This is a genomic window from Rhodococcus huquni (assembly GCF_055231055.1).
Genome location: NZ_JBUYWE010000008.1, coordinates 34,127 through 47,525, shown reverse-complemented (window position 1 = coordinate 47,525; position 13,399 = coordinate 34,127). Strand labels below are relative to the sequence as shown.

General features: G+C 65.1%; 12 protein-coding genes and 1 pseudogene. 9 read left to right on the top strand and 4 right to left on the bottom strand.

Translation table 11 applies throughout. The features are described 5' to 3' along the window. Positions 1–49 precede the first annotated feature (49 nt). The gene (gene nrdF, locus ACZI8R_RS15300) at positions 50–1,015 is read left to right on the top strand and encodes a class 1b ribonucleoside-diphosphate reductase subunit beta (protein WP_463380499.1); all 966 of its coding nucleotides are present in this window, start codon (positions 50–52) and stop codon (positions 1,013–1,015) included. A gap of 71 nt (positions 1,016–1,086) precedes the next feature. On the opposite strand, the gene ACZI8R_RS15295 is transcribed toward nrdF, so the two are convergent. Continuing rightward, the gene (locus ACZI8R_RS15295) at positions 1,087–1,740 is read right to left on the bottom strand and encodes a TIGR03086 family metal-binding protein (protein ID WP_463380498.1); all 654 of its coding nucleotides are present in this window, start codon (positions 1,738–1,740) and stop codon (positions 1,087–1,089) included. A gap of 51 nt (positions 1,741–1,791) precedes the next feature. On the opposite strand from ACZI8R_RS15295, the gene ACZI8R_RS15290 reads away from it, so the two are divergent. Further along, positions 1,792–2,256 (top strand): MarR family winged helix-turn-helix transcriptional regulator, encoded by a 465-nt coding sequence (locus tag ACZI8R_RS15290; RefSeq protein ID WP_463380497.1) that lies wholly within the window; start codon positions 1,792–1,794, stop codon positions 2,254–2,256. Positions 2,257–2,324: 68 nt separating this feature from the next. Here ACZI8R_RS15290 and ACZI8R_RS15285 read toward each other — a convergent pair whose 3' ends face one another. Together ACZI8R_RS15285 and ACZI8R_RS15280 are read right to left on the bottom strand one after the other, a co-directional pair. Continuing rightward, positions 2,325–2,804 (bottom strand): NUDIX hydrolase, encoded by a 480-nt coding sequence (locus ACZI8R_RS15285; protein WP_463380496.1) that lies wholly within the window; start codon positions 2,802–2,804, stop codon positions 2,325–2,327. 5 nt (positions 2,805–2,809) lie between these two features. Beyond that, the gene (locus tag ACZI8R_RS15280; protein ID WP_463380495.1) at positions 2,810–3,877 is read right to left on the bottom strand and encodes an iron-siderophore ABC transporter substrate-binding protein; all 1,068 of its coding nucleotides are present in this window, start codon (positions 3,875–3,877) and stop codon (positions 2,810–2,812) included. A 337-nt stretch (positions 3,878–4,214) separates the two neighbouring features. On the opposite strand from ACZI8R_RS15280, the gene ctaD reads away from it, so the two are divergent. The 4 genes from ctaD (at position 4,215) to yczE (ending at position 8,831) form a co-directional block, all read left to right on the top strand. Beyond that, entirely contained in the window at positions 4,215–6,005 is a 1,791-nt protein-coding gene (gene ctaD, locus ACZI8R_RS15275; RefSeq protein WP_463380494.1) for an aa3-type cytochrome oxidase subunit I, read from the top strand. Positions 6,006–6,104: 99 nt separating this feature from the next. Beyond that, a complete protein-coding gene (gene serB / locus ACZI8R_RS15270) occupies positions 6,105–7,325 on the top strand; it encodes a phosphoserine phosphatase SerB (RefSeq protein WP_463380493.1) in 1,221 nt (406 codons plus the stop codon). Further along, entirely contained in the window at positions 7,322–8,068 is a 747-nt protein-coding gene (locus tag ACZI8R_RS15265) for a peptidyl-tRNA hydrolase (protein WP_463380492.1), read from the top strand. The genes serB and ACZI8R_RS15265 overlap by 4 nt, the downstream gene beginning before the upstream one ends. A 70-nt stretch (positions 8,069–8,138) precedes the next feature. Next, entirely contained in the window at positions 8,139–8,831 is a 693-nt protein-coding gene (gene yczE, locus ACZI8R_RS15260) for a membrane protein YczE (RefSeq protein WP_463380491.1), read from the top strand. Here the strand turns inward: yczE and glgX are convergent. Beyond that, positions 8,789–10,828, bottom strand: a pseudogene (gene glgX, locus ACZI8R_RS15255) (glycogen debranching protein GlgX); the annotation flags it as partial. The gene yczE and the pseudogene glgX overlap by 43 nt on opposite strands. A gap of 50 nt (positions 10,829–10,878) precedes the next feature. Here glgX and ACZI8R_RS15250 point away from each other — a divergent pair. From ACZI8R_RS15250 to ACZI8R_RS15240, 3 genes are read left to right on the top strand one after another with little or no spacing between them, the layout of a single operon-like run. Next, the gene (locus ACZI8R_RS15250; RefSeq protein ID WP_463380490.1) at positions 10,879–11,700 is read left to right on the top strand and encodes an ABC transporter ATP-binding protein; all 822 of its coding nucleotides are present in this window, start codon (positions 10,879–10,881) and stop codon (positions 11,698–11,700) included. Positions 11,701–11,732: 32 nt separating this feature from the next. Then, complete coding sequence (locus ACZI8R_RS15245) at positions 11,733–12,554, top strand: NUDIX hydrolase (protein ID WP_463380489.1); 822 nt, start codon at positions 11,733–11,735, stop codon at positions 12,552–12,554. A gap of 10 nt (positions 12,555–12,564) precedes the next feature. Continuing rightward, positions 12,565–13,344 (top strand): enoyl-CoA hydratase/isomerase family protein, encoded by a 780-nt coding sequence (locus tag ACZI8R_RS15240; protein ID WP_463380488.1) that lies wholly within the window; start codon positions 12,565–12,567, stop codon positions 13,342–13,344. Positions 13,345–13,399: the final 55 nt, after the last annotated feature.

Here is a 13,399-nt window from a genome sequence, read left to right as displayed (position 1 = left end):
GAGTCCAGAGACTCGTCAACCACTCACAGCCGAACGAAGTGAGGAATCAATGGTCAAGCTGGTCAGCCGCGTCTCGGCTATCAACTGGAATCGCGTCCAGGACGAGAAGGACGCGGAGGTGTGGGATCGCCTCGTCGGCAACTTCTGGCTCCCTGAGAAGGTGCCGGTGTCGAACGACATCCCGTCGTGGGGAACCCTCACGGAACAGGAGCAGCAGCTCACGATGCGGGTCTTCACCGGCCTGACGCTGCTCGACACGATCCAGGGCACGGTCGGCGCAGTCAGCCTGATCCCCGATGCGATCACCCCGCACGAGGAAGCGGTGTACACCAACATCGCGTTCATGGAGTCGGTGCACGCCAAGAGCTACAGCTCGATCTTCTCGACGCTGTGCTCCACCCGCGACATCGACGATGCGTTCCGCTGGTCCGAGGAGAATCGGAACCTTCAGCGCAAGGCCGAGATCGTCATGGATTACTACCAGGGCGATTCGCCGCTCAAGCGTAAGGTCGCGTCGACCCTGCTCGAGAGCTTCCTGTTCTACTCGGGCTTCTACCTGCCGATGTACTGGTCCTCGCGGGCCAAGCTGACCAACACCGCAGACCTCATTCGCCTGATCATTCGCGACGAGGCCGTGCACGGCTACTACATCGGCTACAAGTACCAGAAGGGCCTCGAGCAGCTCACTCAGGCAGAGCGCGACGATCTCAAGAACTACACGTTCGAGCTTCTGTTCGAGTTGTACGACAACGAGGTCGAGTACACCCAGGATCTCTACGACGAAGTCGGCCTGACCGAGGACGTCAAGAAGTTCCTGCGCTACAACGCGAACAAGGCGTTGATGAACCTCGGCTACGAGGGGCTCTTCCCGAAGGACGAGACGGACGTCAACCCGGCGATCCTGTCCGCGCTGTCACCGAATGCCGACGAGAACCACGACTTCTTCTCCGGCTCGGGCAGCTCGTACGTCATCGGCAAGGCCGTCAACACGGAAGACGACGACTGGGACTTCTGACGCTCTTCCACCCCTCACCCCGACCAATGTCACACCGGTTCAGTTCAGCTGAACCGGTGTGGCATTCGGCATCAAGGGGTCCACGTGGGATGGCGCCCGAGGATCGCCACGATCTCCTCGAGACGTCCGCCGGCGGACCACGAAATCTCCGGCCCGAAGGCAGCCCCCGGTGCCAGGCGCGCATTGCCTCCGTGGGCGGCCTTGGCCACGGTGAGCGCTACATCGAGCACCCTCGGCTCGAATTCCACCTCGACGTTCAATGTCTTCGCAACATCCCATGAATGCACTACGTAGTCGATGAAGTGGAAGCTGACCGCCTGTGCCGCGGAGAACTGGACGTCCGTGCTGAATTCCGGAAGTGGGAACGCCCGGTCCGTCACGCCGTCGTCGGCGAAGGCTGCGATCACGTGCTCGGCTGATGTTCGGTAATTCTCGACAGGATCGGCACCAAGAGTTCGCAGCTTCCACCGTGCCAGCTCACCCTCACCCCTGGAGGCTGCGGCAAAACCGTAGTGCTGGGTCGTCATGTGGGCCAGTAGGCCGTAAAGGGTCCAACCAACACACGGCGTAGGCCTGGACATGTCCGCGGCGACGGTCTGCTCGACCACGCCGACGCTGGCGCGGACCGCCTGCGCGTCGAGCTCGATCAGGTCGACCTCGCGGGCCAGTGCATCGAGGTCGTGCAATTCTTTCGACACGGAGTTGGATTTCCCATTGGTAGGCATATGTAGATGATCTACGGCTGCTTATTATCTGTCAACGAGTATCTTTGCTGAATGACCGATCAGGGCGGCGGACGCCGCGACCTCGCCGCGATGCTGGGCCCCGTGGTGCGCTCTCTCGTCGCTGCAGAACTGCCGATACTGGCCTCGCACAAAGTCACCATGTGGGGATATCGCGTCCTCGACGCTCTGGACTACGAGCCGATACGAACGCAGGTCGCGCTCGCCGAAGCGATCGGGGCCGACAAGACACGCATCATCAGCACACTCGACGAACTCGAACAGGTCGGGTTCATCGTCCGTGAACCCGACCCCAACGATCGTCGCGTACGACTGCTTTCGATTACCCAGAAGGGCCGCAGTGCGCGCAGATCGACCCAGGCGAGCATTCAGGCAAACGAGAATCGTCTGCTTGCCGTGCTACCCCCGGCCGACCGGCGTAGCTTTTTGCGCGCCACGCGAACCCTGTCGGCACTGTCGCCCGAAGAGTTCGCTGCGATCATGAGTCCGCCAGCCTGACCAATGTCACACCGGTTCAGTTCAGCTGAACCGGTGTGACATTGGTCAGCCGCGGGGGTGGGGCGGAGTCAGGCAGGGGAGTGGAACCACGCCTCCGGAGCGTCACGGAGGGCGTGAGCGATACGAGCCCGCGAGGTCTCGGTGAGCTCCTCCGGGAGCGCGTCCGCGGCAAACCAGTCGACATCCAGATTTTCGTCGTCCGCGACGTGCGGTGTACCCGTGACGTGGTGAGCGAGGAAACAGACGTCCAGATACTGCGCGACGTCGCCGTTGGGGTAGGTGATGGGCCCTGTCGACTCGACGCCGGTGATACGGACCAGTCGCGCGTCCACGCCCGTTTCTTCCTGTACCTCGCGCAGGGCGGCCGGACCTGGTTGCTCACCCGGCTCGAGAATGCCGGAGACGACGGCCCACAGTCCGTTGTCCTTGCGGCGGGTGAGAAGAATTCGCTCCTTGTCGTCGATCACCACGACACTGACGCCGGACAGCCACAAGGGGTCGTGTCCGACGTGTGCCCGCAGCGCGGTGACGAAGTCAGGAACGGGCACGTCGACTAGCTGACATACGCATTGAGTGACTCCCGCAGATCGCCGACCACAGCGCGGGCGGCGACCAGCCCGTTGCCCTGCCAGATGGCACCGTCCACCGCGAACACTCGGTTGTCCGTGGAGGCTTCCAGGTCTTCCCAGCCCTCGCTCTTCATCACCTCGGTGCCGTGGGCTTCGGCCTCCGGACCGTCGAAGGTGACGTAGATCAGGTCGCCTTCGGCCCGGCCGAGGTCGTCTTCGGGGATGTCTTCGGTCGTGGACCCCTCGAGGCGCTGATAGTTGGGCCGCCGAACTCCCGCATCGGTGAGGACCTGACCGGCGAACGTCGCGGGTCCGAGGATGGTCAGGTTGTCCGGGCCGAACGAGACGACGGACGCCTGAGTCTGGGTCGCGTCGAGGTCCCGACCCGCCTGGGCCGCTTCTTCCTGATACTGCTCGAGGCTCGTTGTCGCCGCTTCGGTGCGCCCGAGCGCGCCGGCAGCCACCTGGAACTGCGCCTTCCAGTACACCGGATCCGAACCGGCGAACACGGTCGGCGCGATGGCGCCCAGCTGCTCGTAGAGACCGTCGGATGCCGGGGACGAACCGAGGATGAGGTCGGGGGCCGCCTGAGCAATGAGATTCACATCGGGGGCATCCACGGGCCCGACTCCCGGGATCTCGGAGATGCCGGGCCCCAGGTACGCGGGCTGTGGGGTCTCGCCGCCTACGGTTGCGGCGCCCACCACGTTCTCCCACAGACCCAACGCGCACACGGTGTCGAGGGCCGTGGGGTCGAGGACCACGATTCGCTGTGGGTCGGCCGGAACCTGCGTCTCGCCGAGAGTGTGGGTGACGGGGTGCGTGCTGCCCGGGACCAAGCCACCGTCGAGTGGTGTCGGTGTGGCGCACGCGGTCGCGGTGTCGCGCTCGAGGCCGACCACCCCGGCGCCGGCGATGCGGGTGGTCGTCTCGACGATCGTGCTCGCGTTGTCGTCGGGTGCGCTGCTGCAGCCGGTGAAGGCGACGAGAGCCGCGGCGGCCGTCGCCAGCGTGGTGACTGTTCGGCGGGGGAGACGAGTACGAATAGGCAATTCGGCGACTTCCTGTCGGTGCGGGCGCACTCAGATTAGCTGCCGCTGTCCTGTGCGTTTTCCGGGATCCGTACCCAGCGGGGGGTAACCGCGGCTCCGACACGCCGGGAGGGCCCGCGCCGACACTCTGCTTCGGCTCGGAACTGCAGGTGGGCGGCGGTTCGGCTTGCTGTACGCCAGTCGAAGTACGACAGTGGGTAGGACCGAGTAATCGGTCCGTTCCGGCACGGTCTACGATTCGATGAGCGCAAGCCAGTAGTGCGTTCGCCTCGCCGCGCGAGTGAGGACGCCAGGAGCGGAGCCTGCGGAGCGACCAAGGGCACAATCAGGAGGATCAGTGACTGCCGTAGCGCCCCAGCCAGTCCCCGAGATAGCTGCAGCCAGGCCTTACCCGCCGCGGCAGGGACCCAAGGGCTCGTTCGTCTACAAGATGATTACGACCACCGACCCCAAGGTGCTCGGCGTCATGTACTTGGCGACGTCCATCGCCTTCTTCCTCATCGGTGGCCTCATGGCGCTGCTGATGCGAGCGGAGCTCGCCGTTCCAGGCATGCAGTTCCTCTCGAACGAGCAGTTCAACCAGCTGTTCACCATGCACGGCACCATCATGCTGTTGCTGTATGCGACCCCGGTTGTGTTCGGTTTCGCGAACTACATCCTGCCGCTGCAGATCGGCGCCCCCGACGTGGCGTTCCCGCGTTTGAACTCGTTCAGCTACTGGCTGTACCTCTTCGGCGCCATCATCACCACGGCCGGATTCATCACCCCCGGCGGTGCCGCCGACTTCGGTTGGACCGCGTACACGCCACTGACGAGTGCACTGCACTCTCCGGGTGCCGGTGCCGACCTTTGGATCATGGGCCTCGCGGTCGCCGGTCTCGGCACCATCCTCGGTGGCGTCAACATGATCACCACCGTCATCTGCCTTCGCGCTCCCGGTATGACCATGTTCCGCATGCCGATCTTCACCTGGAACATCTTCATCACCAGCATCCTGATCCTGCTGGCGTTCCCGCTGCTGACCGCGGCGTTCATGGGTCTCTTCGTCGACCGACATCTGGGTGGACACATTTTCGACCCTGCAACAGGCGGTGTGCTCTTGTGGCAGCACCTGTTCTGGTTCTTCGGTCACCCCGAGGTGTACATCATTGCGCTGCCGTTCTTCGGCATCGTCTCCGAGATCTTCCCGGTGTTCAGCCGTAAGCCCGTCTTCGGCTACAGCGGTCTGGTCTACGCAACGCTCGGTATCGCCGCACTGTCCATCGCCGTGTGGGCGCACCACATGTACGCGACCGGCGCCGTGTTGCTTCCGTACTTCTCGTTCATGACGTTCCTGATCGCCGTCCCGACCGGTGTGAAGATCTTCAACTGGATCGGCACCATGTGGAAGGGGCAGTTGACCTTCGAGTCGCCGATGCTGTTCTCGATCGGCTTCCTCGTCACCTTCCTCTTCGGTGGTCTGTCCGGCGTCATCCTCGCGAGCCCGCCGCTCGACTTCCACGTCACGGACACCTACTTCGTGGTGGCGCACTTCCACTACGTGGTGTTCGGCACCGTCGTGTTCGCCACCTACGCCGGTATCTACTTCTGGTTCCCGAAGATGACCGGTCGTCTGATGGACGAGCGTCTCGCGAAGTGGCACTTCTGGACCACGTTCATCGGCTTCCACGGCACGTTCCTGGTGCAGCACTGGCTGGGTAACGAGGGCATGCCGCGTCGCTACGCCGACTACCTGCCTTCGGATGGATTCACCAGTCTGAACACCTTCTCGACGATCTTCGCGTTCGTACTCGGTGCCTCGACGCTGCCGTTCATCTGGAACGTCTTCAAGAGTTACCGCTACGGCGAGGTGGTCACGGTGGACGACCCGTGGGGCTACGGCAACTCGCTCGAATGGGCGACCACCTGCCCGCCGCCGCGTCACAACTTCACGGAGTTGCCGCGTATTCGTTCCGAGCGTCCGGCGTTCGAACTGCATTACCCGCACATGGTCGAGCGGATGAAGGCAGAAGCGCACGTCGGCCCCGGCCACAGCGGAAAGCACGAGAGCAACGTTCTCGAGGATGTCCGTCACGCGCCGATCACCACGAAGGGTGAAGGCGAGCCCGGCACCGACTCGGGACGCTAGGACCAGCATCGGAAAGCCCCGCCCGCACATCGGGCGGGGCTTTCCGCTTCGGAAGACCAAGTTCGATCTACAGACTTGAACGACGAACGGAGTAGCGCGGTGGGTGCCAACGACACCACTGTTCTGGTGACCGTGACAGGGCCGGACCGCCCTGGAGTCACCTCGGTGCTGTTCGCGGCACTCTCACGCCATGACGTCAGCCTGCTCGATGTGGAGCAGGTCGTCATTCGGCGCCGCCTCACCCTCGGTGTGCTGGTGTCGTGCCCGAGTGACGCGGAAGCTCTGCAGGACGAACTCGAAGAAGCCATGGCCACCGTCGGGATGTCCGTCGACGTGGAGATCGGCGCCGAGCCGGCAAGACAAGCCGTCGCCACGCATGCGGTCGTCGTTCTCGGCAGCCCGGTGTCGGCCAAAGCGATGCGTACGGTTGCACGCAAACTGGCCTCGCTCGGCGCGAACATCGATTCGATTCGTGGCGTCGCCGACTATCCGGTCACCGGCTTGGAACTTCTCGTCAGCGCGCCGGGCACGGATGCGGGGGACGAGACTCTGCGTACCGCTCTCGCCGAAGTGTCGGCCGCCGAGAACGTGGACATCGCCATCGAGCGCGGCGGCCTTGCCCGCCGAGCGAAGCGCCTCATCGTGTTCGACGTGGATTCGACTCTCGTGCAGGGCGAGGTCATCGAGATGCTGGCAGCCAAGGCCGGCGTCGAGGACGAGGTGCGTGCTGTCACCGAGAGTGCCATGCGCGGCGAGATCGACTTCACCGAGTCGTTGCACCAACGGGTCGCAACACTGGCGGGTCTCGACGAGTCGGTGATCGAGGAGGTCGCGGAGAGTCTCGAGCTGACGCCGGGCGCGCGCACCACGATCCGCACCCTGCGACGTCTCGGGTTCCATTGCGGCGTCGTCTCCGGTGGATTCCGCCAGGTGATCGAAGGATTGGCACACGAACTCGAACTCGATTTCGTGCAGGCCAACACACTCGAGATCGTGGACGGCAAGCTGACCGGCCGTGTCATCGGCGACATCGTCGATCGGGCGGCGAAGGCGACGGCGTTGCGCAAGTTCGCCGATCAGGTCGGTGTGCCGATGGAACAGACCGTCGCTGTGGGTGACGGCGCCAACGACATCGACATGCTCACAGCCGCGGGACTCGGCATTGCCTTCAATGCCAAGCCTGCTCTGCGTGAGATCGCGGATACCGCGTTGTCTCATCCATTCCTCGATGCAGTCCTGTTCATCCTCGGAGTGACACGCGACGAGATCGAGGCAGCCGACGCCACCGACGGCGGAATCAGGCGCGTTCCGCTCCCATGAGTGGGTCGTTCGAAGAGCGCCACGCCAGGTTGGCCGCAGGGTACGGCGGTCGACCGGATCCGGCGGATCCCGCCGCCGTACTGGCGATGCCGATAGTCCTTCACATACCCAAAGCCGACCCGCCGGCTCGCAGCGACCTGCTGGCGGCGGCGGCAACAGCGTCCGTGGCCCTGTGCTTCGACGAACGCGTCGGCCGAACCGAAGAGGGTGAGCCGGGCGCCTGGCAACAGAACTTCACGGCGTGGATCGAGGCACGAATTCGGAAGGTGTCACGTCGGGCACGAGGTGCCGCGTGGTCCGCTGCTCAGGAAGTCGACGGGGTCACTGTGGACGTGGACGGCGCGCAGGCGCGTGCCCTGGTCCCCGGCCCGGTCGGTGAGCTGGATCCGCGAATCAAGAAGCTCCAGATCGGCGGTACCGATCTCGAGCACGACGAACCCGGACCCCCGCCCCCGGGACTTCCTGTCCTGTGGATCGATGCGCGCCTGGAGATGACGGTGGGAAAGGCCGCGGCACAGGTCGGGCATGCCACGATGCTGCTGGCGGCCGCCCTCGATGTCGGGCGAGCGCGAGCCTGGTCGGCGGACGGATTCCGCTGTGTCGTCCGCGATGCGAACGGCGAAACGTGGCGACGGCTCGTCCGGCTGGTCGACGCCGGACGAGCGGTGGCAGTCCGTGATGCCGGCTTCACAGAGGTCGCTCCCGGGTCGATGACCGTGATAGCGGTGCTACCGAACCCGTAGGGTCGGCGGCGGTCCAGTCGCTGCGAGATGGCTATTGAAGCAGGACGATCCCGACGGCACGCTGGGAGTCATGCTTGCACGTCGTCTCCTGTCACTGTTCTTCGGATTGTGGCTGTACGGGTTCTCGATGGCGCTGATGATCACCGCCGGAGTGGGGCTCGACCCCTGGGACGTGTTCCACGAGGGCATCACGATGCGGACGCCGCTGAGCTTCGGCACGGTGACGATCCTGACGGGTGTCGTCGTGCTTGCGCTGTGGATTCCGATACGGCAGCGCCCGGGGTTCGGCACCGTGGCCAACGTCGTGGTGATCGGTCTCTCCGTCGACGCGTCGTTGGCGATACTGCCCGTCTTCGACGCGATCGCCGTTCGGGCTCCGGTCATGCTGGCCGGCGTAGTTCTCAACGCACTGGCGACGGTGCTCTACATCGGTGCGGGAATGGGTGCCGGCCCACGGGACGGGCTGATGACGGGACTGGTTCGGCGCACGGGGTGGTCGGTGCGCCTCGTGCGAACCGCGATCGAGGTGACCGTGCTCGCGACCGGCTGGCTCCTCGGCGGAACGGTGGGTGTCGGAACGGTGGTCTACGCGCTCGCGATCGGCCCGTTGATTCAGCTGTTCATGCGGTTCGCGGTGTTCTACCCCACGCCGCGGAAGGCGAGCAGCGTCGGCCCGTCCACCGATACCGTCCCGTCCGGTACGACGGTCGAAGGTGCCCCGTCCGAAGCAGTGGAGTCGAATTCGGCGCGGAACGTGCCGTAGAACCATTCGGGACAGCCGAGACTCACGGCCCTCGGCCCGCCCGAGTGGAAGACGAGCAGCCAGCTGTCGTCGGTGAGTTCGTGTCCGTCCTCGGTGCGCGAGCGGACGTCGGAGCCGTCGATCCAGGCCTGAAGCGTGCGGGCGGAATCGTCTCTCCAGGACTCGTCGTTCATCTCGATTCCGTCGGCGTCGAACCACAGCAGGTCGCCATGTCCGGTGGGAGTGTCTCGGCCGTCGAAGAATTCGGCTTGGCGTAGCCCCGGCGCTGCCCGTCGAAGGGCGAGCGCGCGGCCGACGAAGTCGATCAGCTCGTGGTCGTGCCACTCGAGCGGCCAGGCGTCGACGACGGGTGTGTCTTCGGAAACGCAGTAGGCGTTGTTGTTGCCGCCCAGGCTGTGTCCGAGTTCGTCTCCCGCTGCGAACATCGGGGTTCCCGTGGAGAGGGCAACGGTGGCGAGGAGAGCCCGGACGTGCGCGGCCCGTGCGGCGAGCACGGTCTCGTCCTCGGTGTCTCCTTCGACCCCGTGATTCACGGAATGGTTGTGTGCGAAGCCGTCGCGACCGTCCTCGCCGTTCACCTCGTTGTGTCGGCCCTCATACGACACCAGGTCGGCAGCAGTGAAGCCGTCGTGGGCGGTGACGAAGTTGACCGAAGCCCACGGTCGGCGTTCGCCGAACAGGTCTTCCGACCCGGCGAATCGCGATGCGAAGTCGCGAGTGCCGGTCTCGCCGTTCCAGAATCGCCGGACCACGTCTCGGTAGGAGTCGTTCCACTCGGACCACTGCCGGTCGAACTTGCCGAGCTGATAGCCGGCCACCGTGGCGTCCCACGGTTCGGCGACGAGTTTGCACCTGGAGAGCCGGGGATCGGCAGCGATGGCCGCGAACAACGATGCGGAAGCGTCGAACTCGCCGCCGCCCCGACGGCCCGATGCAGCGGCGAGGTCGAAACGGAATCCGTCGACTCCCATGTCGCCTGCCCAGTAGCGCAGGCTGTCCAGGATCATTCGAACCGCGATGGGAGAGTGCGCGTCGACCGTGTTGCCGCATCCGGTCAGATCGATGTCGTGCCCCTCGTCGTCCAGCAGGTAGTAGCCGGGCGCGTCCAGGCCTCGCCATCCGATCGTGATGCCGTCGACTCCTTGTTCGCACGTGTGGTTGTAGACGACGTCGAGAATCACCTCGATCCCGGCTGCGTGAAGGGCGTCGACCATGGTGTGGAACTCGGTGATCTCGTGCCCGCGAACAGCGGCGTATCCGGGATGCGGTGCGAAGTAGGACGCAGGGGAGTAACCCCAGTGGTTTCGCATTCCGCGGCGCCGAACCGACTCTTCTGTCAGGAATGCATGTACGGGAAGCAGTTCCACTGCCGTCACTCCGAGTCGAAGCAGATGGCCGATCACGGCCGGTTCCGCCAGCCCCAGGTAGGTGCCGCGATACGCCGGTGGGACGTGGGGGTGATGCGCCGTGTACGAACCGACGTGCAGTTCTTGGATCACCGTTTCCTGCCAGGCCGTCTCGAGTCGCGGTCCGCTCGTTCGCATGCCGTTCGGCACCACGACGGATACCGGCACGTGCGCGAGAGAGTCGACCGACGACGGTGCGCCGAACGGATCGTCCGCGTAGGACAGCAGCGCGCGTGAGTCGCCGAGCTGTCCGGTGATGCGCTTGCCCCAGGGATCGAGAAGCAGTTTCGTGGGGTTCGTGCGCAATCCTCGACGGGGGTTCCATTCACCGCTGGCGCGGTAGCCGTATCGCTGACCGGGGGCCACCCCCTCGACCACACCGTGCCAGATTCCGTAGGTCTGGTGCGGCAGCGGAACACGTGTCTGACCACCGGATTTCGAGATCAGGCACACCTCGACTCCGTCGGCTCGAGGCGCATGAACGGCGAACTGCGTTGCCGGGGAGCCGCCGCCTTCGATTGGTGTCGCGCCCAGCGGAAACGGCGAGCCGGGTAGGCACGGCGACGCGGTGTGAACGGAATGGGACGACACGCTTTCGATCCTGCCGTGTCCGGCCGGAGAATGTGAGCGAAGATGGACAGGTGCCTGAACCTGATCCTGATCTGCTCATCGAATTCGACGACGTTCTCCTGCGACGAGACGGTTCCACCCTTGTGGGTCCCGTCACGTGGAATGTGGAGCTCGACGAACGGTGGGTGATCCTGGGTCCCAACGGCGCGGGAAAGACGTCCCTGCTGCGTATGGCTGCGGCGGAGGTCCACCCCACCAGTGGAAGCGCCTTTCTGCTCGGCGAACGCCTCGGTCGTGTCGAGGTGGGAGAGCTGCGTCAACGGATCGGTCTCTCGTCGTCCTCGCTGGCGAGCCGCGTGCCCGCCGACGAGGTGGTCGGCGATCTCGTGGTGTCCGCCGGATACGCGGTACTCGGCCGGTGGCGCGAGCAGTACGAGGACATGGACACCGACCGGGCGATCGAGATGCTGGAGGGGCTGGGTGCCGAGCATCTGCTCGAACGCACGTACGGCACTCTCTCGGAGGGGGAGCGCAAGCGCGTTCTGATTGCGCGGGCGCTGATGACCGACCCGGAGTTGCTGTTGCTCGACGAACCCGCTGCGGGTCTGGACCTCGGCGGGCGTGAGGAACTGGTTGCGCGGCTCACCGATCTGGCATCCGACCCCGACGCACCGGCGACGGTTCTCATCACCCATCACGTCGAAGAGATCCCGCCCGGGTTCACCCATGCACTGCTCCTGAAGGAGGGCGGCGTGGTCGCTCAGGGCCTGCTCGACGACGTCGTCACCGCGGAGAACCTCACCGAGGCGTTCAGTCAGCGCATCACTCTCGATCGAGTAGACGGACGATTCTTCGCGCGGCGCACCCGGGCGCTGGGCGCTCACCGGGCCTGATCGGGCACGGGCGATGGCGTAGGTTTCGATTCATGGCTCTGGAAACTCCACCTCGAGATGTCCCGCTCCGCGATGCGTCGACCGTCGTTCTCCTGCGTGATTCCCCGTCGGGGATCGAGGTCTTTCTTCAGCGCCGAGTGGCGGGTATGGCGTTCGCCGGTGGCATGACGGTCTTCCCGGGTGGCGGCGTCGACGCGTCGGATGCGGAGGCCGAGGTCGACTGGGCCGGCCCCGACGTGTCCTGGTGGGCCGAGCGATTCGGGACCGACGATGCGAAGGCTCGCGCGCTCGTGTGTGCTGCTGCGCGCGAGACGTTCGAAGAATGCGGTGTGCTTCTCGCCGGCCCCGATGCGGACACGGTCGTTGCCGATTCGAGTCGCTACTCGGCTGCCCGAGCACAACTGGAGGGTCGCGAGATCTCGTTCAGTCGGTTCCTTCGGGATTCCGCCCTGGTGTTGCGATCGGATCTGCTGCGGCCGTGGGCGAACTGGATCACCCCGGTCGGCGAGGGCACCCGGAGATACGACACCCGGTTCTTCGTCGCGGCCGCACCGGAGGGCCAGAAGGCGGACGGTGCGACTTCCGAGGCCGACGAGGTTCTGTGGCGAACGCCCGAGCAGGAACTCGACCACTGGCGTTCCGGTGGAAGCATGCTGCTGCCGCCGACGTGGAGCCAGTTGATCGCCCTGTCTGCCTACGACACCGTCGACGAGGTACTCGCACAGTCGCCGGAGATTCCCGCGATTCTGCCCACACTGGTCACCGGCGAGGAACAGTTGCGCGTCGAGTTTCCGGGTCAGGACGGGTATTACGGGGCGGGACCGCATCCGTGGGCCGCTAGGTCTGCCAAGTAGCCTGTGGGGCATGGCTGAGTTCGTCACTCTCGAAGTTTCCGAAGGTATCGGCACGATTCGTCTTGCTCGACCGCCCATGAACGCTCTGAACCGTCAGGTGCAGGACGAACTGGCGGCGGCGGCACATCAGGCGACCGTCGATCCGAACGTCAAGGCGGTCATCGTCTACGGCGGTGAAAAGGTGTTCGCCGCCGGCGCCGACGTCAAGGAGATGGCGGAGATGGACTTCGCCGCGGTCAGCAAGGTAGTCGCACAGATGCAGCGATCCATCGCTGCGGTCTCCGAAATTCCCAAGCCCACGGTTGCCGCGATCACCGGCTACGCGCTCGGTGGCGGCCTCGAGGTCGCACTGTCCGCGGACCGGCGGATCGCGGGGGACAACGTGAAGGTCGGGACGCCGGAGATTCTGCTCGGCATCATTCCCGGTGGTGGCGGGACCCAGCGCCTCGCGCGACTGATCGGGCCGTCGAAGGCCAAAGACCTCGTTTTCACCGGCCGGTTCGTGGGTGCGGACGAGGCGCGCGACATCGGACTGATCGACGAGGTAGTGGCACCGGACGACGTGTACGACGCGGCGTGGAAGTGGGCGTCTCAGTTCACCGGCGCTGCGGGGCGTGCGCTTGCGGCGGCGAAGGCAGCCATCGACGAAGGCCTCGACGCAGACCTGAACACCGGACTCAAGATCGAGCAGCACGTCTTCGCCTCGCTGTTTGCGACGAAGGACCGGACCATCGGTATGAAGTCGTTCATCGAGAACGGGCCGGGTAAGGCCGAGTTCACAGGCGAGTAGGCTCACCCCTGCCGAAACTGGAACGTGTTCCCATCTACCAGCGAGTAGGATTTCG